The 24,939-nt window shown below is 44.4% G+C and carries 33 protein-coding genes; all 33 read left to right on the top strand.

Features of this window, described 5'->3' with window-relative positions:
• Nucleotides 1-18 precede the first annotated feature (18 nt).
• Entirely contained in the window at nt 19-3,561 is a 3,543-nt protein-coding gene (rpoB, locus tag DMO16_RS15620) for a DNA-directed RNA polymerase subunit beta (protein ID WP_061975656.1), read from the top strand.
• 30 nt (nt 3,562-3,591) lie between these two features.
• A complete protein-coding gene (gene rpoC, locus DMO16_RS15615) occupies nt 3,592-7,212 on the top strand; it encodes a DNA-directed RNA polymerase subunit beta' (RefSeq protein ID WP_061975658.1) in 3,621 nt (1,206 codons plus the stop codon).
• An 83-nt stretch (nt 7,213-7,295) separates the two neighbouring features.
• Nucleotides 7,296-7,544 (top strand): 50S ribosomal protein L7ae-like protein, encoded by a 249-nt coding sequence (locus DMO16_RS15610; protein ID WP_061975660.1) that lies wholly within the window; start codon nt 7,296-7,298, stop codon nt 7,542-7,544.
• 117 nt (nt 7,545-7,661) lie between these two features.
• Entirely contained in the window at nt 7,662-8,084 is a 423-nt protein-coding gene (rpsL, locus tag DMO16_RS15605; protein WP_061975662.1) for a 30S ribosomal protein S12, read from the top strand.
• Between the two features lie 43 nt (nt 8,085-8,127).
• On the top strand, nt 8,128-8,598 hold the full coding sequence (gene rpsG / locus DMO16_RS15600; RefSeq protein WP_061975664.1) for a 30S ribosomal protein S7: 471 nt from the start codon (nt 8,128-8,130) through the stop codon (nt 8,596-8,598).
• An 80-nt stretch (nt 8,599-8,678) separates the two neighbouring features.
• Complete coding sequence (fusA, locus tag DMO16_RS15595) at nt 8,679-10,757, top strand: elongation factor G (protein ID WP_061975666.1); 2,079 nt, start codon at nt 8,679-8,681, stop codon at nt 10,755-10,757.
• A 115-nt stretch (nt 10,758-10,872) separates the two neighbouring features.
• Complete coding sequence (gene tuf / locus DMO16_RS15590; protein WP_061975668.1) at nt 10,873-12,063, top strand: elongation factor Tu; 1,191 nt, start codon at nt 10,873-10,875, stop codon at nt 12,061-12,063.
• 341 nt (nt 12,064-12,404) lie between these two features.
• Nucleotides 12,405-12,713: a 30S ribosomal protein S10 gene (rpsJ, locus tag DMO16_RS15585; protein WP_007203552.1), complete on the top strand. Its 309-nt coding sequence runs from the start codon at nt 12,405-12,407 to the stop codon at nt 12,711-12,713.
• Nucleotides 12,714-12,770: 57 nt separating this feature from the next.
• Entirely contained in the window at nt 12,771-13,409 is a 639-nt protein-coding gene (gene rplC, locus DMO16_RS15580; RefSeq protein WP_061975670.1) for a 50S ribosomal protein L3, read from the top strand.
• A gap of 17 nt (nt 13,410-13,426) precedes the next feature.
• Nucleotides 13,427-14,050, top strand: coding sequence for a 50S ribosomal protein L4 (rplD, locus tag DMO16_RS15575; RefSeq protein ID WP_061975672.1), 624 nt, complete (start codon nt 13,427-13,429; stop codon nt 14,048-14,050).
• Entirely contained in the window at nt 14,050-14,337 is a 288-nt protein-coding gene (gene rplW / locus DMO16_RS15570; RefSeq protein ID WP_061975674.1) for a 50S ribosomal protein L23, read from the top strand. Before rplD ends, rplW begins: the two co-directional genes overlap by 1 nt.
• A gap of 31 nt (nt 14,338-14,368) precedes the next feature.
• Nucleotides 14,369-15,199 carry a 50S ribosomal protein L2 gene (gene rplB, locus DMO16_RS15565; protein ID WP_061975676.1) on the top strand — a complete coding sequence of 277 codons (831 nt, stop codon included), beginning with the start codon at nt 14,369-14,371 and terminating at the stop codon, nt 15,197-15,199.
• A gap of 57 nt (nt 15,200-15,256) precedes the next feature.
• Nucleotides 15,257-15,535 carry a 30S ribosomal protein S19 gene (gene rpsS, locus DMO16_RS15560; RefSeq protein ID WP_061975678.1) on the top strand — a complete coding sequence of 93 codons (279 nt, stop codon included), beginning with the start codon at nt 15,257-15,259 and terminating at the stop codon, nt 15,533-15,535.
• A gap of 19 nt (nt 15,536-15,554) precedes the next feature.
• Nucleotides 15,555-15,896, top strand: a complete 342-nt coding sequence (gene rplV, locus DMO16_RS15555) for a 50S ribosomal protein L22 (RefSeq protein ID WP_007203546.1) — start codon at nt 15,555-15,557, stop codon at nt 15,894-15,896.
• A 3-nt stretch (nt 15,897-15,899) separates the two neighbouring features.
• On the top strand, nt 15,900-16,559 hold the full coding sequence (gene rpsC, locus DMO16_RS15550; RefSeq protein WP_061975680.1) for a 30S ribosomal protein S3: 660 nt from the start codon (nt 15,900-15,902) through the stop codon (nt 16,557-16,559).
• A 1-nt stretch (nt 16,560) separates the two neighbouring features.
• Nucleotides 16,561-16,995 carry a 50S ribosomal protein L16 gene (gene rplP / locus DMO16_RS15545; protein WP_061975682.1) on the top strand — a complete coding sequence of 145 codons (435 nt, stop codon included), beginning with the start codon at nt 16,561-16,563 and terminating at the stop codon, nt 16,993-16,995.
• Nucleotides 16,985-17,188 (top strand): 50S ribosomal protein L29, encoded by a 204-nt coding sequence (gene rpmC, locus DMO16_RS15540; RefSeq protein ID WP_061975685.1) that lies wholly within the window; start codon nt 16,985-16,987, stop codon nt 17,186-17,188. Before rplP ends, rpmC begins: the two co-directional genes overlap by 11 nt.
• A gap of 21 nt (nt 17,189-17,209) precedes the next feature.
• Entirely contained in the window at nt 17,210-17,473 is a 264-nt protein-coding gene (gene rpsQ / locus DMO16_RS15535; RefSeq protein WP_061975687.1) for a 30S ribosomal protein S17, read from the top strand.
• A 44-nt stretch (nt 17,474-17,517) separates the two neighbouring features.
• Complete coding sequence (gene rplN, locus DMO16_RS15530; protein ID WP_061975689.1) at nt 17,518-17,886, top strand: 50S ribosomal protein L14; 369 nt, start codon at nt 17,518-17,520, stop codon at nt 17,884-17,886.
• 62 nt (nt 17,887-17,948) lie between these two features.
• On the top strand, nt 17,949-18,257 hold the full coding sequence (gene rplX, locus DMO16_RS15525) for a 50S ribosomal protein L24 (RefSeq protein ID WP_061975769.1): 309 nt from the start codon (nt 17,949-17,951) through the stop codon (nt 18,255-18,257).
• A 24-nt stretch (nt 18,258-18,281) separates the two neighbouring features.
• On the top strand, nt 18,282-18,821 hold the full coding sequence (gene rplE / locus DMO16_RS15520) for a 50S ribosomal protein L5 (RefSeq protein ID WP_061975691.1): 540 nt from the start codon (nt 18,282-18,284) through the stop codon (nt 18,819-18,821).
• A gap of 25 nt (nt 18,822-18,846) precedes the next feature.
• A complete protein-coding gene (rpsN, locus tag DMO16_RS15515) occupies nt 18,847-19,032 on the top strand; it encodes a 30S ribosomal protein S14 (protein ID WP_007203538.1) in 186 nt (61 codons plus the stop codon).
• A gap of 32 nt (nt 19,033-19,064) precedes the next feature.
• Complete coding sequence (gene rpsH, locus DMO16_RS15510; RefSeq protein ID WP_061975693.1) at nt 19,065-19,463, top strand: 30S ribosomal protein S8; 399 nt, start codon at nt 19,065-19,067, stop codon at nt 19,461-19,463.
• Between the two features lie 28 nt (nt 19,464-19,491).
• Entirely contained in the window at nt 19,492-20,028 is a 537-nt protein-coding gene (gene rplF, locus DMO16_RS15505; RefSeq protein WP_061975696.1) for a 50S ribosomal protein L6, read from the top strand.
• A 36-nt stretch (nt 20,029-20,064) separates the two neighbouring features.
• The gene (gene rplR / locus DMO16_RS15500) at nt 20,065-20,427 is read left to right on the top strand and encodes a 50S ribosomal protein L18 (protein ID WP_061975699.1); all 363 of its coding nucleotides are present in this window, start codon (nt 20,065-20,067) and stop codon (nt 20,425-20,427) included.
• Between the two features lie 14 nt (nt 20,428-20,441).
• Nucleotides 20,442-20,942 carry a 30S ribosomal protein S5 gene (gene rpsE / locus DMO16_RS15495; protein WP_074440648.1) on the top strand — a complete coding sequence of 167 codons (501 nt, stop codon included), beginning with the start codon at nt 20,442-20,444 and terminating at the stop codon, nt 20,940-20,942.
• A 14-nt stretch (nt 20,943-20,956) separates the two neighbouring features.
• Nucleotides 20,957-21,145: a 50S ribosomal protein L30 gene (gene rpmD / locus DMO16_RS15490; protein ID WP_061975703.1), complete on the top strand. Its 189-nt coding sequence runs from the start codon at nt 20,957-20,959 to the stop codon at nt 21,143-21,145.
• Nucleotides 21,146-21,176: 31 nt separating this feature from the next.
• Nucleotides 21,177-21,617 carry a 50S ribosomal protein L15 gene (gene rplO / locus DMO16_RS15485; protein ID WP_053356181.1) on the top strand — a complete coding sequence of 147 codons (441 nt, stop codon included), beginning with the start codon at nt 21,177-21,179 and terminating at the stop codon, nt 21,615-21,617.
• Nucleotides 21,617-22,918 carry a preprotein translocase subunit SecY gene (secY, locus tag DMO16_RS15480; protein WP_061975707.1) on the top strand — a complete coding sequence of 434 codons (1,302 nt, stop codon included), beginning with the start codon at nt 21,617-21,619 and terminating at the stop codon, nt 22,916-22,918. Before rplO ends, secY begins: the two co-directional genes overlap by 1 nt.
• 72 nt (nt 22,919-22,990) lie before the next feature.
• A complete protein-coding gene (locus DMO16_RS15475; RefSeq protein ID WP_061975709.1) occupies nt 22,991-23,644 on the top strand; it encodes an adenylate kinase in 654 nt (217 codons plus the stop codon).
• Entirely contained in the window at nt 23,641-24,387 is a 747-nt protein-coding gene (gene map / locus DMO16_RS15470; protein ID WP_061975711.1) for a type I methionyl aminopeptidase, read from the top strand. The genes DMO16_RS15475 and map overlap by 4 nt, the downstream gene beginning before the upstream one ends.
• Nucleotides 24,388-24,422: 35 nt before the next feature.
• Nucleotides 24,423-24,725, top strand: coding sequence for a KOW domain-containing RNA-binding protein (locus DMO16_RS15465; RefSeq protein WP_241840581.1), 303 nt, complete (start codon nt 24,423-24,425; stop codon nt 24,723-24,725).
• Complete coding sequence (gene infA / locus DMO16_RS15460; RefSeq protein WP_007203527.1) at nt 24,718-24,936, top strand: translation initiation factor IF-1; 219 nt, start codon at nt 24,718-24,720, stop codon at nt 24,934-24,936. The genes DMO16_RS15465 and infA overlap by 8 nt, the downstream gene beginning before the upstream one ends.
• The last annotated feature ends 3 nt before the right edge of the window (nt 24,937-24,939 follow it).

The raw sequence follows: 24,939 nt of genomic DNA, 5'->3' as shown, positions 1-24,939 counted from the left end.
ATTTGAGGGGTGAATCAGTTGACAGGTCAACTAGTTCAGTTTGGACGCCACCGCCAACGAAGAAGTTACGCAAGAATTAGCGAAGTGCTTGAATTACCGAATCTAATTGAGATTCAAACCGCTTCGTATCAGTGGTTTCTTGATGAGGGACTGCGTGAAATGTTCCAGGACATTTCGCCAATTGAAGATTTTACAGGAAATCTCGTGCTAGAGTTTATCGACTATAGCTTAGGAGAGCCAAAATATCCTGTAGAAGAATCAAAAGAGCGTGATGTAACTTATGCTGCGCCGCTTCGAGTAAAGGTGCGTCTCATTAATAAAGAGACTGGCGAAGTGAAAGAGCAAGAAGTATTTATGGGAGATTTCCCGTTAATGACAGATACAGGCACGTTTGTGATCAACGGTGCTGAACGTGTAATTGTTTCTCAGCTTGTTCGTTCACCAAGTGTCTACTACAGTGAAAAGATTGATAAAAACGGTAAAAAGGGTTTCACTGCCACTGTTATACCAAACCGGGGTGCCTGGCTTGAGTTTGAAACAGACGCCAAGGACATCGTTTATGTGCGCATTGACCGCACAAGGAAAATCCCTATTACCGTATTGCTTCGTGCATTAGGGTTTGGTTCTGATCAAGAAATCATAGACCTTCTTGGCGAAGACGAGTATTTAAGAAACACTCTTGATAAAGACAACACAGAGGGTACGGAAAAAGCACTCCTGGAAATCTATGAGCGCCTTCGCCCCGGCGAACCGCCTACAGTCGATAATGCCAAGAGTTTGTTAGACTCACGCTTCTTTGATCCAAAACGTTATGACCTTGCAAGCGTGGGCCGTTATAAAATCAACAAAAAGCTTCATATCAAAAACCGCTTATTCAACCAAAAGCTGGCTGAAACCCTTGCAGATCCAGAAACAGGCGAAGTTCTTGCGGAAGCAGGCACTCTGCTGGACCGGCGTACGCTGGACAAGGTGCTTCCGTACCTTGAAAACGGCATTGGGTTCCGTCATGTGACTCCGGCAGGCGGAGTAGCTGAAGATCAGGATATCCCGCTTCAGTCTATTAACATTTATGCTCCGGACGATCCAGACGGTGAGCGCGTCATTAAAGTAATTGGTAATGCGTACGTTGAGAAGTCTGTTAAAAACATTACAGTCTCTGATATTATCGCTTCTATTAATTACTTCTTCAACTTGCTTCACAGTGTGGGTAACACCGATGATATTGACCACCTTGGAAACCGCCGCTTGCGTTCTGTAGGCGAGCTGCTCCAAAACCAGTTCCGTATTGGTCTGTCCCGTATGGAGCGTGTGGTTCGTGAGCGTATGTCCATTCAGGATACAAACGCCATTACACCACAGGCATTGATCAATATCCGTCCGGTAATTGCTGCAATCAAAGAGTTCTTTGGAAGCTCTCAGCTTTCTCAATTCATGGACCAAACCAACCCGCTTGCAGAACTTACACATAAACGCCGTCTATCCGCATTGGGACCAGGTGGACTTACGCGTGAGCGCGCAGGATTTGAGGTTCGTGACGTTCACTATTCCCACTATGGGCGTATGTGTCCGATCGAGACGCCAGAGGGACCAAACATTGGTTTGATCAACTCCTTATCCAGCTATGCGAAGGTAAATGAGTATGGTTTCATTGAAACTCCATACCGTCGCGTTGACCCTGAAACTGGTAAAGTAACAGAGCGAATCGACTACCTCACAGCTGATGAGGAAGATAACTATGTAGTAGCACAGGCGAACTCCCTTCTTGGTGATGATGGTTCGTTCCTGAACGAAGACGTTATTGCCCGTTTCCGTGGTGAAAACACGATTGTCCGCCGTGATCGAATTGATTACATGGACGTTTCCCCAAAGCAGGTTGTATCTGCTGCGACAGCCTGTATCCCGTTCCTTGAAAACGATGACTCCAACCGTGCCTTGATGGGCGCGAACATGCAGCGTCAAGCGGTTCCTTTGATGGTTCCGGAAGCGCCGGTTGTCGGAACAGGAATGGAGCACGTGTCTGCAAAAGACTCTGGTGCAGCTGTTATCTGTAAATACGAGGGAATTGTTGAAAAAGTAACTGCGAAACAAGTCCAGGTGCGACGAATTCAAGTCGTGGATGGAAAAGAAGTAGAAGGTCAGCTTGACCGCTACAACTGTCTTAAATTTATCCGTTCCAACCAGGGAACGTGCTATAACCAGCGTCCGATCGTTTCTAAAGGCGACCGCGTAGTAAAAGGAGAAATCCTTGCAGACGGACCATCCATGGAAAAAGGAGAACTTGCGCTTGGCCGTAACGTTCTTGTCGGATTCATGACATGGGAAGGCTACAACTACGAGGATGCCGTTATCATGAGTGAGCGTCTGGTAAAAGACGATGTGTATACATCTATTCACATCGAGGAGTACGAGTCTGAAGCACGTGATACAAAACTCGGGCCTGAAGAGATTACAAGAGACATCCCGAACGTAGGGGAAGAGGCTCTTCGCAATCTGGATGACCGCGGTATTATCCGTGTTGGTGCTGAAGTAAAAGACGGAGATATTCTTGTAGGTAAAGTAACACCTAAAGGGGTTACCGAGCTTACAGCTGAAGAACGTCTTCTACACGCCATCTTTGGTGAAAAGGCACGTGAAGTTCGCGATACATCCCTTCGAGTGCCTCACGGAGGCGACGGGATTATCCTTGACGTAAAAGTATTTAACCGTGAAGACGGCGATGAGCTGCCTCCTGGTGTGAATCAACTTGTGCGTGCTTATATCGTGCAAAAGCGTAAGATCCACGAAGGAGATAAAATGGCGGGCCGCCACGGTAACAAAGGTGTTATCTCCCGCATTATGCCGGAAGAAGATATGCCGTACCTTCCAGATGGAACACCAATCGATATCATGTTGAACCCGCTGGGCGTACCTTCCCGTATGAACATCGGGCAAGTGCTTGAACTTCACTTGGGAATGGCTGCAAGACAGCTGGGCCTTCATATGGCAACGCCAGTATTTGACGGAGCCCGTGAGGAAGATGTTTGGGAAACCATCGAAGAAGCAGGAATGGCCCGTGACGGTAAAACCGTTCTTTATGACGGAAGAACCGGTGTTCCATTCGACAACCGTGTGTCTGTCGGGGTCATGTACATGATCAAACTGGCTCACATGGTTGATGATAAACTTCATGCCCGTTCAACCGGACCATACTCTCTTGTTACCCAGCAGCCGCTTGGTGGTAAGGCGCAGTTTGGTGGACAGCGTTTCGGTGAGATGGAGGTATGGGCACTCGAAGCATACGGTGCCGCTTATACACTTCAAGAAATTCTTACCGTTAAGTCCGATGACGTGGTCGGCCGTGTGAAAACATACGAAGCGATCGTCAAAGGCGAGAACGTTCCGGAACCAGGAGTTCCTGAATCATTCAAAGTATTGATCAAAGAACTTCAGTCACTCGGAATGGACGTTAAGATCATGTCCGGAGACGACACAGAAATTGAAATGCGCGAGCTTGATGATGAAGAAGATCAGGCAAGCGAAAAGCTTAATCTAAATCTTGAATCTTACACTGTGAGTGAATAAAAACAGGATATCATAAGGGAGGTTTGCTCCTTGATAGACGTAAACAATTTTGAGTATATGAAAATAGGCCTCGCTTCTCCAGACAAGATCCGTTCCTGGTCAAGAGGAGAAGTGAAAAAACCAGAAACGATCAACTATCGTACATTAAAGCCTGAAAAAGACGGTTTGTTCTGTGAACGAATTTTTGGTCCCCAAAAGGACTGGGAATGTCATTGCGGAAAATACAAACGCGTCCGTTATAAAGGCGTTGTATGTGATCGCTGTGGCGTAGAAGTAACTCGTGCTAAAGTTCGACGTGACCGTATGGGCCACATCGAGCTTGCTGCACCTGTTTCGCACATTTGGTATTTCAAAGGAATACCAAGCCGTATGGGTCTTGTACTCGATATGTCTCCAAGAGCACTGGAAGAAGTCATTTACTTTGCATCTTACGTGGTGACAGATACGGGTGAAACGCCGCTGGAGAAAAAACAGCTGCTTTCTGAAAAAGAATACCGGTCATACCGTGAAAAATACGGTCAGGGCTTTTCTGCACAAATGGGAGCGGAAGCGATCCGCCGTCTTCTTGAAGATATTGATCTTGTAAAAGAAGTCGACCAGCTGAAAGAAGAATTGAAAACAGCGCAAGGACAGCGCCGTACCCGTGCGATTAAACGCCTTGAAGTACTGGAAGCGTTCCGTCATTCAGGAAACGAGCCACACTGGATGATCTTGGATGTTCTTCCTGTCATTCCGCCTGAGCTTCGCCCGATGGTGCAGCTTGACGGAGGACGTTTTGCCACATCCGATTTGAACGACTTGTACCGCCGTGTGATTAACCGTAACAACCGTTTGAAGCGTCTTTTGGACTTGGGTGCGCCGAACATCATCGTACAAAACGAAAAACGTATGCTTCAGGAAGCGGTTGATGCGCTAATCGACAACGGACGCCGCGGCCGTCCTGTAACAGGGCCAGGTAACCGTCCATTGAAATCACTTTCTCATATGCTTAAAGGGAAACAAGGTCGTTTCCGTCAAAACCTTCTTGGTAAGCGTGTTGACTATTCCGGCCGTTCCGTAATCGTAGTAGGTCCTCACCTTAAGATGTACCAATGTGGTCTTCCTAAGGAAATGGCTCTTGAGCTTTTCAAACCATTTGTAATGAAAGAGCTCGTGGCCAAAGGTCTTGCTCATAATATTAAGAGTGCGAAGCGCAAAGTAGAGCGCGTTCAGCCTGATGTATGGGATGTGCTTGAAGATGTAATCAAAGAGCACCCGGTACTCCTGAACCGTGCCCCTACGCTTCATAGACTGGGTATCCAGGCATTCGAACCAACACTTGTTGAAGGCCGTGCGATTCGTCTTCACCCGCTCGTATGTACAGCATACAACGCTGACTTTGATGGTGACCAAATGGCGGTTCACGTACCTTTATCCGCTGAAGCACAAGCTGAAGCACGTTTGCTCATGCTGGCTGCACAAAACATCCTAAATCCGAAAGACGGTAAACCGGTTGTTACACCGTCACAGGATATGGTATTAGGTAACTACTACCTTACAATGGAGCGTGCAGGTGCAATTGGTGAAGGATCTGTCTTTAAAGATGCAAACGAAGCAATCGTGGCGTACGAAAATGGTTATGTCCATCTTCATACTCGTATTGCTGTTCCAGTTTCAACTTTAAACAAACCTTCATTTAAAGAACACCAGCAAAACATGATGTTGATGACAACTGTCGGTAAACTTCTCTTCAACGAGATTCTTCCGGAGTCGTTCCCATACATCAATGAGCCGACAACAAACAACCTGCAAATTGAAACACCAGAGAAATACTTCCTTCCTCAAGCTGCGAATATTAAAGAAGAAATCGCTAAACATGATGAAGTAGATCCGTTCAAAAAAGGAATTCTCGGGAAAATCATTGCAGAAGTATTTAAACGATTCAAGATTACTGAAACATCCAAGATGCTTGACCGCATGAAAGAGCTTGGATTTAAATATTCCACACGAGCTGGTATTACCGTTGGTGTTTCCGACATCGTCGTATTGCCGGAGAAACAAGGTATCCTTGAAAAAGCGGAAGAAAAGGTTACTACGGTAACGAAACAATTCCGCCGCGGTCTGATTACAGAAGACGAGCGATATGAGCGCGTTATCAACATCTGGAGCCAGGCGAAGGATGAAATCCAGCAAAAACTGATGCTTACCCTTGATAAGAGAAACCCGATCTTCATGATGAGTGACTCTGGTGCCCGTGGTAACGCATCTAACTTTACACAGCTTGCCGGTATGCGTGGTCTCATGGCCAACCCGGCTGGTAAAATCATTGAGTTGCCGATCAAGTCCAGCTTCCGTGAAGGTCTGACGGTACTCGAATACTTTATCTCTACACACGGTGCACGTAAAGGTCTTGCCGATACTGCACTGAAAACAGCTGACTCCGGTTACTTGACACGCCGTCTTGTAGACGTTGCACAGGACGTTATTGTCCGTGAGGATGACTGCGGAACTGACCGCGGCCTTAAAGTGGCAGCGATCAAAGAAGGCAACGAAGTAATCGAGAACCTATACGAGCGTCTTGTTGGCCGTACAGCCTTCAGAACCGTATACCATCCGGAAACGAATGAAGTTCTTGTCAGCAAAAACGAACAAATTACGGAAGACTCCGCTCAGGCTGTAGTCGATGCCGGAGTGCAAGAAGTAACCCTTCGTTCCGTATTTACATGTGATACCCGTCACGGTGTTTGTAAGAAATGTTACGGCCGCAACCTGGCAACAGGCTCTGACGTCGAAGTTGGGGAAGCGGTTGGTATCATCGCTGCACAATCCATCGGGGAGCCGGGAACACAGCTTACCATGCGTACCTTCCATACAGGTGGTGTAGCAGGAGACGATATCACACAAGGTTTACCGCGTATCCAGGAATTGTTTGAAGCACGTAACCCGAAAGGTCAGGCATTGATTTCTGAACTTGAAGGTACCGTAATTAACATCAACGAGTCCAAAGAGAAGCGTGAGATCCTTGTTCAAGGTGAAATCGAAACCCGTTCTTACACCGTTCCATATGGTGCCCGCATTAAAGTTGCAGAAGGTGATGTAGTAACTGCCGGTCAGGTACTGACTGAAGGTTCTATTGACCCGAAAGAACTGATCAAAGTCCGTGGAGCAGAAGGTGTTCAGGAATACTTACTGCGTGAAGTTCAAAAAGTATACCGTATGCAAGGGGTAGAAATTGGCGACAAGCACGTGGAAGTAATGGTTCGCCAGATGCTTCGTAAAGTCCGTATCATCGATGCCGGCCATACCGATGTATTGCCTGGTGCGTTGGTTGATATTCATACCTTTACCGATGCAAACAGAAAGATTCTTCTCGAAGGTGGAATTCCGGCAACAGGACGTCCTGTATTGCTTGGTATTACCAAAGCATCTCTTGAAACTGAATCCTTCTTGTCAGCAGCATCCTTCCAGGAAACAACTCGTGTCCTGACTGATGCGGCAATCAAAGGTAAGCGCGATGAATTGCTCGGATTGAAAGAGAACGTAATTATTGGTAAACTGATTCCTGCAGGTACAGGTATGTCCCTATACCGCAACGTTGGAATGGATTCTCCGGTCTCCACTGACGAAGAAACTGTAGGTTCAGAAGCAACAGAGCTAGTCTCTCAAGATTAACAAGAGAAGTGTTGACATTGGGAGCACAAGAGTGATATTATATCTGAGTGCTCCTAAGAAATGTTACTTTGGAGGATATAACGATGTCTTATGAAAAAGTGACACAGGCTTCTGATTTTATCGTAGGAACTAAGCAAACCATTAAGGCTTTGCAAAACGGGGAAGTTAGAGAGCTCGTCGTTGCTGACGATGCCGACCCTCGTGTAACCGGTAAAGTATTGCAGATTGCACAGGAAAGACTTGTCCCGATTACGAGAGTCGATTCCATGAAAAAGCTTGGCAAAGCTTGCGGGATTGATGTTGGAGCCGCAACTGTTGCGATAAAAGGATAAATTAAATGTTTTTGCGACGCCGCCTGCGTGGCCTCTCGCAAAAACTTTCTTTTGTCCAAAGATGAACCACCTGGTTCAGTGGTCTTAGAAAAAAGGATAAGAAGGGAGGAAAAACAAATGCCTACAATTAATCAATTGGTTCGTAATGGCCGTGAGTCAAAAGGTAAAAAATCTGACTCCCCAGCACTTAACAAAGGTTATAACAGCTTCAAGAAAGCTCAAACCAATGTTTCATCTCCGCAAAAACGTGGGGTATGTACTCGTGTTGGTACAATGACACCGAAGAAACCGAACTCGGCTCTTCGTAAATACGCTCGTGTACGTCTAACTAACGGAATTGAAGTGACTGCTTACATCCCTGGGATCGGGCACAACCTTCAAGAGCACAGCGTTGTGTTGATTCGTGGCGGACGTGTAAAAGACTTACCGGGGGTACGTTACCACATCGTTCGTGGTGCGCTTGATACTGCTGGTGTAAACAACCGTATGCAAGGACGTTCCAAATACGGAACTAAGCGTCCTAAAGCTGCTAAAAAGTAAGCTGAAATAAATAAAAAATAAATAGGAGAAAGGAGGGGACACAATGCCTCGTAAAGGACCTGTATCTCGTCGTGATGTGTTACCTGATCCAATTTACAAGTCTAAGCTTGTAACTCGTCTAATCAACAAAATTATGATTGACGGTAAAAGAGGAGTAGCACAAACCATTCTTTATAATGCATTTGACATTATTAAAGAACGCTCAAACACAGAGCCAATGGAAGTTTTCGAACAAGCTCTTAAAAACATCATGCCTGTTCTTGAAGTTCGTGCCCGCCGTGTGGGTGGAGCCAACTATCAAGTTCCAGTTGAAGTTCGTCCCGAGCGCCGTACGACTCTAGGACTTCGTTGGTTGACTAACTACGCTCGTCTTCGTGGTGAAAAGACAATGGAAGAACGTCTTGCCAACGAAATCATGGATGCTGCTAACAATGCTGGAGCTTCCGTGAAGAAGCGTGAAGATATGCACAAAATGGCAGAAGCGAACAAAGCGTTTGCTCACTACCGCTGGTAGAAAACACATGAGACAGTTTATTGGCTGTCTCTATCCCACTATAAAAAATTATTTCCTATGTATAGGAAGGAGAGAAATTCATGGCACGAGAATTCTCCTTAAAAAATACGCGTAACATCGGGATCATGGCTCACATCGATGCCGGTAAAACGACAACAACTGAACGTGTACTTTACTATACAGGTCGAATCCACAAAATTGGTGAAACTCACGAAGGTGCTTCCCAAATGGACTGGATGGAGCAGGAACAAGAGCGCGGAATCACAATCACTTCCGCTGCTACAACTGCTCAGTGGAAAGGTCACCGTATCAACATCATTGATACTCCTGGACACGTAGACTTTACAGTAGAAGTAGAACGCTCATTGCGTGTATTAGACGGAGCTGTAGCTGTACTAGATGCACAGTCTGGGGTTGAACCACAAACTGAAACTGTATGGCGTCAAGCAACAACTTACGGGGTTCCCCGTGTAGTTTTCGTAAACAAAATGGACAAGATTGGTGCTGATTTCCTTTACTCTGTAAAGACACTTCATGACCGTCTTGGTGCAAACGCACACCCAATTCAGCTTCCAATCGGTGCTGAAGATCAATTCGAAGCCATTATCGACCTTATCGAGATGAAAGCTGTATTCTACAGTAACGACCTTGGAACTGATATCACAATAGGTGAAATTCCTTCTGAATATCAAGAACAAGCAGAAGAGTACCGTGGAAAGCTTATCGAAGCTGTAGCTGAGCTTGATGAAGAATTGATGATGAAATACTTAGAAGGCGAAGAGTTGACTAACGACGAAATCAAAGGCGCAATTCGTCAGGGTACTGTAAATGTTGAATTTTACCCTGTAATCTGTGGCTCTGCTTTCAAAAACAAAGGTGTTCAGCTTATGCTGGATGCGGTTCTTGACTACTTGCCGGCTCCTACTGATGTAGAAGCGATCACAGGACATCTTCCTGATTCTGAAGAAGAAGTTTCTCGTCTATCAAGTGACGAAGCTCCATTCTCAGCATTGGCATTTAAAGTTATGACTGACCCTTACGTTGGTAAACTTACTTTCTTCCGTGTATATTCCGGTACATTGAACTCAGGTTCATACGTACAGAACTCTACAAAAGGTAAGCGTGAGCGCGTAGGACGTATCCTTCAAATGCACGCAAACCACCGTGAAGAGATCTCTACTGTATATGCTGGAGATATCGCTGCAGCTGTAGGTTTGAAAGATACTACAACTGGTGATACTCTTTGTGATGAGAAGGATCAGGTTATCCTTGAATCCATGGTATTCCCTGAGCCGGTAATCCACTTGTCCATCGAGCCTAAATCCAAGGCTGACCAGGACAAAATGGGTATGGCTCTTGCGAAACTTGCTGAAGAGGATCCAACGTTCCGAACTGAAACTGATGAAGAAACAGGACAAACGATCATCGGCGGTATGGGTGAACTTCACCTTGATATCCTTGTTGACCGTATGAAGCGTGAATTTAAAGTTGAAGCAAACGTTGGTGCTCCGCAGGTTGCTTACCGGGAAACCATCCGCCAAGCGGCTAAGGTTGAAGGTAAGTTCGTACGTCAGTCCGGTGGTCGTGGTCAATATGGTCACGTTTGGATCGAGTTCGAACCAGGTGAAGAAGGATCTGGATTCGTATTTGAAAACAAAATCGTCGGTGGTGTAGTTCCTCGTGAATACATCCCAGCGGTACAATCCGGTATTGAAGAATCAATGAAAAATGGTATGCTTGCAGGATTCCCATTGCTTGATCTTAAAGCAAGAATCGTTGACGGTTCTTACCATGACGTTGACTCCAACGAAATGGCGTTTAAGATTGCCGGTTCAATGGCACTTAAGAACGCTAAATCAAAATGTGACCCTGCTATCCTTGAGCCAATCATGAAAGTTGAAGTGGTTGTTCCTGAAGAATACATGGGAGACATTATGGGTGACGTAACTTCCCGACGCGGACGTGTTGAAGGTATGGAAGCTCGCGGTAACGCTCAAGTGGTTAAAGCGATGGTACCACTTGCTGAAATGTTTGGTTATGCAACATCTCTTCGTTCTCGTACACAAGGACGTGGAACTTATTCCATGCACTTTGACCACTACGAAGAAGTGCCAAAATCCATTTCAGAAGAAATCATCAAAAAATCAACTGGACAATAATGGTTGACAGTTGTAACAGGCTTGCTTTTCATGTAAGCTAGAATAGGCAGACAATCTGTCTGTTTATATAAATAAATCAACTAATTTTCACACATAATAAGGAGGAATCTTTCTCATGGCTAAAGAGAAATTTGATCGTTCCAAAACGCATGCCAATATCGGCACAATTGGTCACGTTGACCACGGTAAAACAACTTTAACAGCTGCTATCACATCTGTACTTGCTAAAAGAAGCGGTAAAGGTGCTGCAATGGCTTACGACCAAATCGACGGTGCTCCAGAAGAGCGCGAACGTGGAATCACAATCTCAACTGCACACGTTGAGTACGAAACTGACAAGCGTCACTATGCACACGTTGACTGCCCAGGACACGCTGACTATGTTAAAAACATGATCACTGGTGCTGCACAAATGGACGGAGGGATCCTAGTAGTATCTGCTGCTGACGGCCCAATGCCACAAACTCGTGAGCACATCCTTCTTTCTCGTCAAGTAGGTGTTCCTTACCTAGTTGTATTCTTGAACAAATGTGACATGGTAGATGACGAAGAACTTCTTGAACTAGTTGAAATGGAAGTTCGTGACCTTCTTACCGAGTACGATTTCCCAGGAGACGATGTTCCTGTAATCAAAGGTTCTGCTCTTAAAGCTCTTGAAGGAGATGCTGAGTGGGAAGAAAAAATCATCGAACTTATGGACGCAGTTGACGAGTACATCCCAACTCCTCCACGTGACACTGAAAAGCCATTCATGATGCCTGTTGAGGATGTATTCTCAATCACTGGCCGTGGTACAGTTGCTACTGGACGTGTTGAGCGTGGACAAGTTAAAGTCGGTGACGTTGTTGAGATCCTTGGTCTTACTGAAGAGCCAAAATCAACTACTGTAACTGGTGTTGAAATGTTCCGTAAACTTCTTGACTATGCTGAAGCTGGTGACAACATCGGTGCACTTCTTCGTGGGGTATCCCGTGAGGATGTTGAGCGTGGACAAGTTCTTGCTAAGCCAGGAACTGTTAAAGCTCACACTAAATTCAAATCTGAAGTTTACGTTCTTTCAAAAGAAGAAGGTGGACGTCACACTCCATTCTTCTCTAACTACCGTCCTCAGTTCTACTTCCGTACAACTGACGTAACGGGTATCATCCAACTTCCAGAAGGAACTGAAATGGTTATGCCTGGAGACAACATCGAAATGACTGTTGAACTAATCGCTCCAATCGCGATCGAAGAAGGAACTAAGTTCTCTATTCGTGAAGGTGGACGTACAGTAGGTGCTGGAGTAGTAGCAACTATCACTGAATAGTCTTTCATATAAAAAAGCATCCCGATTGCCGGGGTGCTTTTTTTGTTTTTATAATATAGAAGAAACACGACATGACCATTTTTTCAATTTGTATTTTCCCTTGATTTTGAGCGGTTTTACCCCTATAATAGTAAAAGTGTGCGATCGAGAAAAATATTTATAAGAATAGCTTGCAATGGGCAGCTGTTTTTACTATAATAAGTAATGTTGGTCATTCATTTGCGATGATCCGGAAGGTTGCTGACACACCCGGCCCCATTGCCATGGCGGATGTCTGTCAGGTAAATTTCTGTGGGAGTAATGTCTGTTTATCAAAATGGGCGAATAAAGGAGGGAAAATAATGGCAAAGCAAAAGATTCGTATTCGATTAAAAGCGTATGATCACAGAATTCTTGATCAGTCTGCTGAGAAAATTGTTGAGACAGCAAAACGTTCTGGTGCAAAAGTATCCGGACCGATTCCGCTTCCAACTGAGAAAGCTGTATACACAATCCTTCGTGCGGTGCACAAATATAAGGATTCTCGTGAGCAGTTCGAAATGCGTACACATAAGCGCTTGATCGATATCATCGAGCCAACGCCGCAAACTGTTGATTCATTAATGCGTTTGGATCTTCCATCTGGCGTGGACATTGAAATCAAACTTTAATTCGTGTGAATTCACAATATAAAAACAACATTTAACATTTAATAGGAGGTGTGACTAATGGCCAAAGGAATCTTAGGTAAAAAAGTTGGAATGACTCAAGTGTTTGCAGAAAACGGTGATCTTATCCCAGTTACTGTGGTAGAAGTTACTCCAAACGTTGTTCTTCAAAAGAAAAGTGCTGAAAACGACGGATACGAAGCAATCCAATTAGGATTTGATGACAAGAAAGAAAGCCGTGTGAACAAGCCTGCAAAAGGGCATGCTGCTAAAGCTAACACAAACCCTAAGCGCTTCGTTAAAGAATTCCGCAATGTAGAAGGCGCGGAATATGAGGTTGGTCAGGAAGTCAAGGTTGATATTTTCGCAGAAGGTGACATCGTGGATGTAACCGGCACATCAAAAGGTAAAGGATTCCAAGGTGTAATCAAGCGCCACGGACAATCCCGCGGACCGATGAGCCATGGTTCCCGTTACCACCGTCGTCCTGGTTCTATGGGTGCAGTTGACCCTAACCGTGTATTCAAAGGTAAAAACCTACCTGGACGTACAGGCGGAGATACAATTACTGTTCAAAACCTAGAAGTAGTAAAAGTTGACGCTGAGCGCAACTTGCTTCTAATCAAAGGTAACGTACCTGGTGCGAAGAAAAGCTACGTTACAATCAATGCAGCTGTAAAAGCAAAAGAAGCTAAATAAGAAGGGAGGATACATCGATGCCTAAAGTAGCTATTTACAAACAAGATGGTTCTCAAGCAGGCGACCTAGAGCTTAATGCTTCCGTTTTCGGTATTGAACCAAACCAAAATGTGTTATTTGATGCTGTTGTTATGCAGCAAGCGTCTCAACGCCAAGGTAACCATGACGTGAAAAACCGTTCTGAAGTTGCTGGTGGTGGACGCAAGCCATGGAGACAAAAAGGAACTGGACGTGCTCGTCAAGGTTCAATCCGCTCTCCACAATGGGTTGGCGGTGGAGTGGTTTTCGGACCAACACCAAGAAGCTATTCATTTAAATTACCTAAGAAAGTACGCCGTTTAGCAATTAAATCCGCACTTTCTTCAAAGGTTATCGATAATAACCTAGTCGTACTTGAAGCTCTTTCTTTTGACGCTCCTAAGACAAAAGACATGAAACAAGTACTAACAAATCTATCCGCAGATCGCAAAGCACTTGTTGTGACAGGTGACTTCAACGAATTTGTTGCGTTATCTGCTCGTAACATCCCTGGTGTAACAGTCGTTACAGCAAGCGGTGTAAACGTGCTTGATGTGCTTAACCACGACAAGCTTGTTATGACAAGAGACGCTGTGGAAAAAGTAGAGGAGGTGCTTGCATAATGGATGCACGAGATATTATTAAGCGCCCCGTAATTACAGAGCGTTCTACTGAAATTATGGCTGATGGTAAATACACTTTTGAAGTCGACACTCGCGCAACAAAGACTCAAATCAAGTCTTCTCTTGAAGAAATCTTTGGGATTAAAGTTGCATCAGTAAACACTGTAAACTCCAAAGGGAAATTCAAGCGTGTAGGTCGTCATTCTGGTTACACTGCAAAGCGTAAGAAGGCGATTATTACACTAACTCCAGAAAGCAAAGAACTAGACTTCTTTGAGGGAGTATAAACCGAGAAACAGGTAAAGGAGGGAAACACACATGGGTATCAAAAAGTTTAAACCGATCACTAACGGTCGTCGTAATATGACTCAATTGGACTTCGCTGAGATTACAACTGACCAACCGGAAAAATCATTGCTTGCTCCACTAAGCAAAAAGGCTGGACGTAACAACCAAGGTAAACTTACTGTTCGTCACCAAGGCGGTGGGCACAAGCGTAAATACAGAATTATCGACTTTAAGCGTAACAAAGATGGAATACCAGGACGCGTTGCTACGATCGAATATGATCCAAACCGTACGGCTAACATCGCGCTAATCAACTATGTTGATGGTGAAAAACGTTACATTCTTGCTCCTAAAGGACTTAAAGTTGGTCAAGAAATCATGGCCGGCCCTGAGGCTGACATTAAAGTAGGGAATGCACTTCCACTTGCGAACATTCCTGTAGGTTCTACAATCCACAATATCGAGCTTAAACCTGGTAAAGGCGGTCAGCTGGTTCGTTCTGCTGGTGCTGAAGCTCAGCTTCTTGGTAAAGAAGAAAAGTACGCTCTTGTTCGTCTAGGTTCTGGCGAAGTTCGTATGATCCTTCTAACTTGCCGTGCAACAATCGGTCAAGTAGGTAACCTTGAACATGAACTAGTTAACGTAGGTAAAGCCGGTCGTTCTCGCTGGATGGGTATCCGTCCGACAGTTCGTGGTTCTGTAATGAACCCTAATGATCACCCACACGGTGGTGGTGAAGGACGCGCTCCAATCGGACGTAAATCACCAATGTCACCATGGGGCAAACCGACTCTTGGTTACAAGACTCGTAAGAAAAACAATCCAACAGACAAGTACATCGTACGTCGTCGTAAAAAATAACGTGTTTGTTCTACGGTTCAATCGAACCGTAGCGCAATCGCGAAGGGAGGTTCACGTATGGGTCGCAGTTTGAAAAAAGGACCTTTTGTTGATGACCACTTAATGAAAAAAGTTGAAGGCTTGAACGAATCTAATGACAAAAAAGTTATTAAAACTTGGTCTCGCCGTTCAACAATTTTCCCGGAATTCATCGGACACACATTAGCAGTATATGATGGCCGTAAGCATGTACCGGTTTATGTTACAGAAGACATGGTCGGACACAAGTTGGGTGAATTTGCACCAACACGTACTTATAAAGGTCATGCCGCTGATGATAAGAAAACAAGACGTTAATTGAGGGGAGGTACACAAAATGCAAGCAAAAGCTGTTGCTAAACAAGTGCGTATTGCTCCTCGTAAAGCTAGAATTGTTATCGATTTGATTCGAGGTAAGCAAGTAGGCGAAGCACTTGCGATTCTACGCCTTACACCAAAAGCTGCTTCTCCAGTGATTGAAAAGGTGTTAAAATCTGCTATCGCAAACGCGGAACACAACTATGAAATGGAACCAAACAACCTTGTGGTATCATCTGCATTCGTAGATGAAGGCATTACGTTAAAACGTTTCCGTCCTCGTGCAATGGGACGTGCAAGCCGTATTAACAAGCGTACTAGCCACATCACTATCGTTGTTTCTGAAAAGAAGGAGGGATAAGACGTGGGTCAAAAAGTAAATCCGATAGGACTACGTATTGGCGTTATTCGTGACTGGGATTCAAAATGGTACGCTGATAAAGACTATGCTGATCTATTACACGAAGATCTTAAAATTCGTAAATATATCGAAAAACGACTAAAAGACGCGGCTGTATCCGGTGTTGAAATCGAGCGTGCAGCAAACCGCGTAAATATCACGATCAAAACTGCTAAGCCTGGTATGGTTATCGGTAAGGGTGGTACTGAAGTTGAAGCACTTCGTAAAGCACTTAACGAACTAACTGGCAAGCGAGTACACGTAAACATTTTTGAAATCAAGCAAGCGGATGTTGATGCTAAGCTTGTTGCCGAAAATATTGCTCGTCAATTGGAAAACCGTGTGTCTTTCCGCCGTGCAATGAAGCAATCAATCCAACGTTCTATGCGTGCTGGAGCAAAAGGTATCAAGACTGAAGTTTCCGGACGTCTTGGTGGAGCTGATATCGCTCGTTCAGAATCTTACAGTGAAGGAACTGTTCCTCTTCATACCCTTCGTGCAGACATCGACTATGGAACTGCAGAAGCTGACACAACTTACGGTAAAATCGGTGTGAAAATCTGGATCTACCGTGGGGAAGTCCTTCCAACAAGAGGAACGAAAAAAGAGGAAGGAGGCAAATAATATGTTATTGCCAAAACGTGTTAAATACCGCCGTGAACACCGCGGAAAAATGCGCGGACGTGCAAAAGGCGGAGCTGAAATAGCATTCGGCGAATATGGTTTGCAAGCTATTGAAGCATCTTGGATTACTAACCGTCAGATCGAAGCAGCTCGTATCGCGATGACTCGTTATATGAAGCGTGGCGGTAAAGTATGGATCAAAATTTTCCCGTCAAAGCCTTACACAGCTAAGCCTCTAGAAGTTCGAATGGGTTCCGGTAAAGGGGCACCTGAAGGATGGGTTGCTGTAGTAAAACCAGGAAAAATTATGTTTGAAATCGCTGGTGTATCTGAAGAAGTAGCTCGTGAAGCACTTCGTCTTGCTGCACACAAGCTTCCAATCAAATGTAAATTTGTAAAACGCGAAGAAGTGGGTGGTGACACTAATGAAGGCTAATGATATCCGTAACATGACCACTGCTGAAGTCGAACAAAACGCTAAGTCTCTAAAAGAAGAGCTTTTCAATCTTCGTTTTCAACTCGCTACAGGTCAATTAGAAAACCCTGCCCGCATTCGTGAAGTTCGTAAAGCAATTGCCCGTGCAAAAACTGTTTTACGTGAAAGAGAGCTAGGGATTACTAACGCTTAATATTGAGAGGAGGTTCGCACAATGAGTGAACGAAATCAACGTAAAGTTTATCTTGGCCGTGTAGTTTCTGACAAGATGGACAAAACAATCACTGTGCTTGTAGAGACTTACAAAAAGCACCCTTTATATAACAAGCGTGTTAAGTACTCTAAAAAGTTCAAAGCTCATGATGAAAACAACACTGCAAAAGTGAATGATTTGGTAAGAATCATGGAAACTCGTCCGCTTTCTAAAGACAAGCGTTTCCGTTTGGTAGAAGTGGTTGAAGAAGCAGTAGTTATTTAATATATGTTCGGATCGAAAATGTATCCGAAAGGAGGTCAATTCGCATGATTCAACAAGAGACTCGTTTAAAAGTAGCTGACAACTCTGGTGCTCGTGAGTTACTATGCATTAAAGTTCTTGGCGGCTCTGGACGCAAATACGCTAACGTTGGTGACATCATCGTCTGTTCTGTAAAATCCGCAACACCAGGCGGCGTTGTTAAGAAAGGTGACGTTGTTAAAGCGGTAGTTGTTCGCACAAAACGCGGAATGCACCGTAACGACGGATCCACTATCCGTTTTGACGAGAACGCAGCAGTAATCGTTCGTGATGATAAAGGTCCTCGTGGTACTCGTATCTTTGGACCAGTTGCTCGTGAACTTCGTGACAAACAGTTCATGAAGATCGTTTCACTTGCTCCAGAAGTGCTTTAATATCAATAGAATGCAAGGCTCAAATCTGCAGGCTTGTAAGGAGGTGCAACACGCTCATGCCAATGCATGTTAAAAAAGGCGATAAAGTACAAGTGATTTCCGGTAAGGATAAAGGCAAACAAGGAGTAATTCTTGAAGCTTATCCGAAACAAAATCGTGTCCTTGTAGAAGGCGTTAATATCGTTAAGAAACACTCGAAACCGTCTCAGGCTAATCCACAAGGTGGAATCGTAAGCCTAGAAGCTCCGGTTCATGTTTCTAACGTAATGCCTCTAGATCCAAAGACAAACGTTCCTACCCGTGTAGGATACAAAGAAGTCGATGGTAAAAAAGTTCGTGTAGCTAAATCAGGTGAAGTTTTAGATAAATAATCGCAGTGAAAGGAGGGCATCTTGATGAACCGTCTACAAGAGCGTTATAAAAGTGAGATTGTTCCTTCTCTAGTAGAGAAGTTTAACTACACTTCTGTAATGGAAGTTCCAAAGATCGAAAAAATCGTAATCAACATGGGTGTTGGTGACGCAGTTTCCAACTCTAAAGTGCTGGATACAGCTGTTGAAGAACTAACTACAATCGCTGGTCAAAAGCCAGTTATTACTCGTGCTAAGAAATCTATCGCAGGCTTCAAGCTTCGTGAAGGGATGCCAATCGGTACAAAAGTTACTCTTCGCGGAGAGCGCATGTATGATTTCTTAGACAAACTAATCGCAGTTGCACTTCCACGTGTACGTGACTTCCGTGGTATTTCAAAGAAAGCTTTTGATGGCCGTGGTAACTACACTCTTGGTGTTAAAGAACAATTGATCTTCCCAGAGATCGATTACGATAAAGTAAATAAAGTTCGCGGTATGGACATCGTTATCGTAACGACTGCCAACACGGACGAAGAGGCTCGTGAGCTATTGACTCAAGTAGGAATGCCTTTCCAAAAATAATCTTTAAGCCAAAGGAGGTAAACCCGTGGCAAAGAAATCTATGATTGCTAAGCAACAACGCCAGCAAAAGTTCAAAGTGCAGGAATATACTCGCTGTGAACGATGCGGGCGTCCTCATTCAGTCATCCGCAAGTTTAAACTCTGCCGTATTTGCTTTAGAGAACTTGCTTATAAAGGTCAAATTCCTGGTGTTAAAAAAGCCAGCTGGTAATACCCTGAACAAAGGGAAGGAGGTAAATATCAATGGTCATGACAGATCCAATTGCAGATATGCTTACTCGTATTCGCAACGCTAACACCGTTCGTCACGATAAATTAGAGGTTCCTGGTTCTACAATTAAAAAAGAGATCGCAGAAATCCTCAAGCGTGAAGGTTTTGTACGCGATGTAGAATACATTGAAGATAACAAACAAGGGATGATTCGCATCTTCCTTAAATACGGTTCTAACAATGAACGTGTAATTACTGGTCTTAAGAGAATCAGTAAGCCTGGACTTCGTGTATACGCAAAATCAACTGAACTTCCACGAGTACTTGGAGGATTGGGGATTGCGCTTGTATCCACTTCAAAAGGCATTCTAACTGACAAAGAAGCTCGCCAGCAACAAGTCGGCGGCGAAGTATTAGCATACGTTTGGTAAAATTTTAGCAGCGAATGGAGGTGTCATTATGTCTCGCATAGGTAATAAACCTGTTGAGATCCCAAGCGGCGTAACAGTTGATGTGAAGGATAACTTCGTAACTGTTAAAGGTCCAAAGGGAGAACTAACTCGACAATTCAGCAAAGATATTAAAATTAACGTGGCTGAAAGCACAATCACTTTTGAACGCCCGAGCGATCACAAAGAGCACCGTGCTTTACACGGAACAACTAGAAGCGTACTTAACAACATGGTTATCGGTGTTACTAACGGCTACGAAAGAGCACTTGAAATCATTGGTGTAGGTTACCGTGCATCTAAATCTGGAAACAAACTGATCCTTAACGTTGGATACTCTCACCCAGTAGAAATCGTTCCTGAAAATGGAATCGACATCGATGTTCCTTCTAACACAAGAGTGGTAGTTAAAGGTATCGATAAGCAGCGTGTTGGTGAAGTTGCAGCAAACATCCGTTCAATCCGTTCTCCAGAGCCTTACAAAGGTAAAGGAATTCGGTATGAAGGTGAGTTTGTACGACGTAAAGAAGGTAAGACTGGTAAATAAGACCGGTTAAGAAGTTAGCGGAAAGGAGTGCATAGGATGATCACTAAAGCGGATAAAAATGTCGCTCGTAAAAAAAGACATGCTCGTGTTCGCCGCTCTGTAATCGGAACAGCAGAACGTCCTCGTTTGAACGTATTCCGTTCTAGCAAGCACATTTATGCTCAACTGATCGACGATGTGAACGGAGTAACAATCGCATCTGCCTCTTCTATGGATAAAGAAGCAGGTATCGAAAACGGCGGTAACGTTGAAGCAGCGAAAGCAGTCGGCGAAGCTATTGCTAAGCGTGGTTCAGAAAACGGCGTTAAAGTAGTAGTATTCGACCGTGGCGGTTATTTATATCATGGACGTGTAAAAGCATTAGCTGATGCAGCCCGTGAGGCTGGGTTAGAATTTTAATAGAAGGAGGGAAACTGATGCGTATCGACCCTAATAAACTTGAACTTGAAGAACGTGTCGTAACGGTCAACCGTGTAGCGAAGGTTGTAAAAGGTGGACGTCGTTTCCGCTTTGCTGCAGTTGTTGTCGTTGGTGACAAAAATGGTCATGTCGGATTTGGTACTGGTAAAGCTCAAGAGGTACCAGATGCGATCCGCAAAGCAATTGAAGACGCAAAGAAAAATCTTATTACAGTACCAGTTGTTCGTACAACAATCCCTCACCAAATTACAGGACAATTTGGCGCAGGAAAAGTATTGCTTAAGCCTGCTTCCGAGGGTACTGGAGTTATCGCAGGTGGACCTGTCCGTGCGGTACTAGAACTTGCTGGAGTAGCTGATATTCTTTCTAAATCACTTGGATCTAACAACCCAATCAACATGGTGCGTGCTACGATCGAAGGATTAAGAAATCTTAAACGTGCTGAGGACGTTGCGAAACTTCGCGGCAAATCAGTCGAAGAGCTTTTAGGTTAAGGAGGGAACAGTAGATGGCTAAGAAATTAGAAATCACCCTCACACGCAGTGTTATCGGACGTCCTGAGAATCAGCGTGTAACTGTTAAGACTTTAGGTCTTAGAAAAATGCATCAAACGGTTGTACACGAAGACAACCAAGCTATCCGTGGTATGGTTAACAAGGTATCTCACCTTGTAACTGTAAACGAAATCGACGCGTAAAACGCTAATAAAATCATGAGGAGGTGCTCACATGAAACTTCATGAGTTGAAACCAGCTGAAGGATCCCGTTCAACACGCAACCGCGTAGGACGTGGTATTGGTTCAGGAAATGGTAAAACAAGTGGTCGTGGACACAAAGGTCAAAAAGCACGTTCTGGTGGCGGAGTTCGTCCTGGATTTGAGGGTGGACAAAACCCATTAGCACGTCGTTTGCCTAAACGTGGATTCACAAACCCAACTCGCAAAGAGTACTCAATTGTTAATCTTGAAAAGCTTGCACGTTTTGAAGAAGGTACAGAGGTAACTCCGGAACTTCTTATCGAAACTGGTGTGGTAAGCAAAGAAAACAGCGGCATTAAAGTGTTAGGAAATGGCAAGTTAGGAGTTAAGCTTACAGTTAAGGCCCATAAGTTCTCCGCTTCTGCTAAAGAAGCGATTGAAGCGGCCGGCGGAAAAACTGAGGTGATTTAATGTTCCGGACAATCTCCAACATTATGCGTGTGGGTGATCTCAGAAACAAGATTCTATTTACACTTTTGATGCTGATCGTTTTCAGGATCGGAACGTTTATTCCTGTTCCAGGTGTGAATCGCGAGGTCCTTAAGTTTGGTACTGAAAATAACGCAAGTATTTTTGGATTCTTGAACACGTTCGGTGGTGGAGCATTAAAAAACTTCTCCATCTTTGCAATGGGTATCATGCCATACATTACAGCATCAATCATTGTTCAGCTGCTTCAAATGGATGTGGTTCCTAAGTTCACAGAGTGGAGTAAACAAGGGGAAGTGGGCCGACGCAAGCTGGCTCAGTTCACCAGATACGGAACGATTGTCCTTGGATTTATCCAGGCCATCGGGATGTCTATCGGGTTTAACAACCTGTTCCCTGGACTGATTTCAAACCCTGGAATCATGACGTATTTGTTTATTGCGTTGGTGTTGACTGCCGGAACTTCCTTTTTGATGTGGTTAGGTGAGCAGATTACCCTTAAGGGAATCGGAAATGGGATTTCCGTTCTCATTTTCGCGGGGATTGTCGCAGCTATTCCTACAGCTGTTAACCAGATATATGCAGCGCAATTCAAAGGCGCAAACGATCAGATGTTTATGCACATTGTAACTGTACTTCTGTTACTGGTAGCTATTATTTTAATCGTTGTCGGCGTTATCTACATTCAACAAGGTTTACGTAAGATCCCGATTCAGTATGCAAAACGCGTCGTCGGTACAAACCCTGTTGGCGGCCAATCCACGCATTTGCCGATTAAAGTCAACGCGGCAGGAGTTATCCCGGTTATCTTTGCGATTTCCCTGATTATTACTCCTCGTACGATTGCCGGCTTTTTCGAGCAAAACGATATAACAAAGTGGATTGTCAGCACGTTTGACTACACCCAGCCAGTCGGAATGATTTTATATGCGCTTTTAATTATTGGATTTTCGTACTTCTACACGTTCATTCAGGTCAATCCAGAGCAAATGGCTGATAACTTGAAGAAACAGGGTGGTTACATCCCGGGTATTCGTCCAGGAGCAAACACCCAATCGTATATTACGAAAATTTTATATCGATTAACTTTTGTAGGATCTCTATTCCTTGCGTTTATCGCTATTCTCCCGGTAATCTTTACAGCAATTCCAGGGCTCAACCTTCCGTCTTCGATTCAGATTGGCGGCACGAGCTTACTGATTGTTGTAGGTGTGGCATTAGACACGATGAAGCAGATTGAAAGCCAGTTGATTAAACGGCATTACAAAGGCTTCATTAAGTAGAGGAAAGGGAAGACGTCTTCTTCCCTCAAACCCTCGGTCTATTGGCAAGATTAGTGAGTATGGAGGGATTAGATGTATCTTGTATTGATGGGATTGCCTGGTGCCGGAAAAGGGACACAGGCAGAACAAATTGTTGAGCAGTACGGCATTCCCCATATCTCAACAGGAGATATGTTCAGGGCTGCAATCAAGGAAGGCACTCCTCTTGGTCTGAAGGCAAAGTCATATATGGATTCCGGTAACTTGGTTCCGGATGATGTAACGATCGGAATTGTCCGTGAACGTCTTGCCAAAGATGACTGTGAGAAGGGATACCTGCTTGATGGTTTTCCTCGGACTGTTGCTCAGGCCGAAGCGCTTGAGGACATCACGTCTGAGCTGGATCGCCGAATCGATTATGTACTCAACATCTCTGTAGAAAAAGATCAGTTGATGCAGCGATTGACCGGCCGCCGGATTTGTCCGGTATGCGGAACCACTTATCACATCATTTTCAATCCTCCAAAAGTGGATGGGAAATGTGATAAGGATGGGGCTGACTTAATCCAGCGCGAAGATGACAACGAAGAAACGGTTCGTACTCGCTTGGAAGTAAACATGGAGCAATCCAAACCATTATTGGATTTCTATAAGGGTAAAGGCTACCTCAAGAATATTGATGGTGACCAGGAAATCAATAAAGTCTATGCAGACATTAACGAACTTATCGGAGGGCTGGCAAAATGATTATCTGCAAAACGCCGCGGGAGATCGATCTCATGCGGGAAGCAGGGAGAATCGTTGCCCTAACTCACGAGGAGTTAAAGAAACACATTAAACCTGGTGTGACAACAAAAGAGCTGGATAACATTGCTGAAAAGTTTATTCGCAGCCAGGGTGCAATCCCTTCATTCAAGGATTATAATGGATTTACGGGAAGCATCTGTACTTCCGTGAATGAAGAGCTTGTACATGGAATTCCGGGAAAGCGTGTATTGAACCATGGCGACATTATCTCTTTGGATATAGGGGCGAAATACAAAGGCTACCACGGCGATTCTGCCTGGACTTACGGAGTCGGAGAGATCTCGGAAGAGTCTCGAAAGCTTCTTGATGTAACTGAGCAATCTCTTTTCAAAGGATTGGAGAAAGCGAAGGCAGGTGCCAGACTTACAGATATCTCCCATGAGATTCAAGTATATGCAGAGGCTGAAGGGTTTTCTGTTGTACGTGAATATGTGGGGCATGGAGTCGGCCAGGAATTGCATGAAGATCCGCAAATTCCTCATTATGGACCGCCCGGTAAAGGGCCGATCCTGAAAAAAGGAATGGTCTTGGCCATCGAGCCGATGATCAATGCCGGATCTCGTTATGTTAAAACATTATCCGATAACTGGACGGTTGTGACAACGGATGGCAAATGGTGTGCTCATTTTGAACATACTGTGGCCATTACGGAGGAAGGATACGAAATCCTAACAAAGATCTAGGTGAAGGTGATATAATGGTTAGCGATTCTGAATCGATGCCTCAGATAGGACAGATGGTTCGAATCATAAAGGGAAGAGACGCAGAGAAATTAGGTGTCATCGTAAATATCCTGGATGATCGCTTTGTACTTGTCGCAGATGGCGATAAGCGCAAATATGATCGCGCCAAACGTAAAAACCTGATTCACTTAGAACTTCTTGATTTTATTTCTCCGGAAGTTGCAAGAAGCATTCTTGAAACAGGCCGTGTAACAAATGGCAAACTACGGTACGCAGTAGCGAAGTTTTCCGACGAGAAAGTCATTGCTCTGAAGAAGGGAGACCATATCGATGGCTAAAGACGATGTAATTGAGGTAGAAGGTACGGTTATCGAACCACTGCCAAACGCCATGTTCCGAGTGGAGCTTGAGAATGGACATAAAATTCTAGCACATGTTTCCGGAAAGATCCGCATGCACTACATTCGGATTTTACCAGGAGATAAAGTTACCGTAGAATTGTCTCCATATGACTTATCACGTGGTCGTATAACGTATCGCTTTAAATAAAAA

Origin of the sequence: Fictibacillus sp. S7 (assembly GCF_004127935.1) — a bacterium.
In the GTDB taxonomy this organism is placed as follows: Bacteria; Bacillota; Bacilli; order Bacillales; family Fictibacillaceae; genus Fictibacillus_C; species Fictibacillus_C enclensis.
This window is presented reverse-complemented; position numbering and strand designations above follow the sequence as displayed.

Bases quoted from the DNA above. Each gene is read 5' to 3' on its own strand.
- rplD (WP_061975672.1), top strand. From the start codon at position 13,427: ATGCCTAAAGTAGCTATTTACAAACAAGATGGTTCTCAAGCAGGCGAC.
- rpsJ (WP_007203552.1), top strand. From the start codon at position 12,405: ATGGCAAAGCAAAAGATTCGTATTCGATTAAAAGCGTATGATCACAGA.
- rpsQ (WP_061975687.1), top strand. From the start codon at position 17,210: ATGAGTGAACGAAATCAACGTAAAGTTTATCTTGGCCGTGTAGTTTCT.
- rplN (WP_061975689.1), top strand. From the start codon at position 17,518: ATGATTCAACAAGAGACTCGTTTAAAAGTAGCTGACAACTCTGGTGCT.
- rpsL (WP_061975662.1), top strand. From the start codon at position 7,662: ATGCCTACAATTAATCAATTGGTTCGTAATGGCCGTGAGTCAAAAGGT.
- secY (WP_061975707.1), top strand. From the start codon at position 21,617: ATGTTCCGGACAATCTCCAACATTATGCGTGTGGGTGATCTCAGAAAC.
- DMO16_RS15610 (WP_061975660.1), top strand. From the start codon at position 7,296: ATGTCTTATGAAAAAGTGACACAGGCTTCTGATTTTATCGTAGGAACT.
- infA (WP_007203527.1), top strand. From the start codon at position 24,718: ATGGCTAAAGACGATGTAATTGAGGTAGAAGGTACGGTTATCGAACCA.
- rplO (WP_053356181.1), top strand. From the start codon at position 21,177: ATGAAACTTCATGAGTTGAAACCAGCTGAAGGATCCCGTTCAACACGC.
- rpsS (WP_061975678.1), top strand. From the start codon at position 15,257: ATGGGTCGCAGTTTGAAAAAAGGACCTTTTGTTGATGACCACTTAATG.
- rpmC (WP_061975685.1), top strand. From the start codon at position 16,985: ATGAAGGCTAATGATATCCGTAACATGACCACTGCTGAAGTCGAACAA.
- rplV (WP_007203546.1), top strand. From the start codon at position 15,555: ATGCAAGCAAAAGCTGTTGCTAAACAAGTGCGTATTGCTCCTCGTAAA.
- rplR (WP_061975699.1), top strand. From the start codon at position 20,065: ATGATCACTAAAGCGGATAAAAATGTCGCTCGTAAAAAAAGACATGCT.
- rpmD (WP_061975703.1), top strand. From the start codon at position 20,957: ATGGCTAAGAAATTAGAAATCACCCTCACACGCAGTGTTATCGGACGT.
- fusA (WP_061975666.1), top strand. From the start codon at position 8,679: ATGGCACGAGAATTCTCCTTAAAAAATACGCGTAACATCGGGATCATG.
- map (WP_061975711.1), top strand. From the start codon at position 23,641: ATGATTATCTGCAAAACGCCGCGGGAGATCGATCTCATGCGGGAAGCA.
- rplC (WP_061975670.1), top strand. From the start codon at position 12,771: ATGGCCAAAGGAATCTTAGGTAAAAAAGTTGGAATGACTCAAGTGTTT.
- DMO16_RS15475 (WP_061975709.1), top strand. From the start codon at position 22,991: ATGTATCTTGTATTGATGGGATTGCCTGGTGCCGGAAAAGGGACACAG.
- rpsH (WP_061975693.1), top strand. From the start codon at position 19,065: ATGGTCATGACAGATCCAATTGCAGATATGCTTACTCGTATTCGCAAC.
- DMO16_RS15465 (WP_241840581.1), top strand. From the start codon at position 24,423: ATGCCTCAGATAGGACAGATGGTTCGAATCATAAAGGGAAGAGACGCA.
- rplE (WP_061975691.1), top strand. From the start codon at position 18,282: ATGAACCGTCTACAAGAGCGTTATAAAAGTGAGATTGTTCCTTCTCTA.
- tuf (WP_061975668.1), top strand. From the start codon at position 10,873: ATGGCTAAAGAGAAATTTGATCGTTCCAAAACGCATGCCAATATCGGC.
- rpsG (WP_061975664.1), top strand. From the start codon at position 8,128: ATGCCTCGTAAAGGACCTGTATCTCGTCGTGATGTGTTACCTGATCCA.
- rplB (WP_061975676.1), top strand. From the start codon at position 14,369: ATGGGTATCAAAAAGTTTAAACCGATCACTAACGGTCGTCGTAATATG.
- rplW (WP_061975674.1), top strand. From the start codon at position 14,050: ATGGATGCACGAGATATTATTAAGCGCCCCGTAATTACAGAGCGTTCT.
- rplP (WP_061975682.1), top strand. From the start codon at position 16,561: ATGTTATTGCCAAAACGTGTTAAATACCGCCGTGAACACCGCGGAAAA.
- rplX (WP_061975769.1), top strand. From the start codon at position 17,949: ATGCATGTTAAAAAAGGCGATAAAGTACAAGTGATTTCCGGTAAGGAT.
- rplF (WP_061975696.1), top strand. From the start codon at position 19,492: ATGTCTCGCATAGGTAATAAACCTGTTGAGATCCCAAGCGGCGTAACA.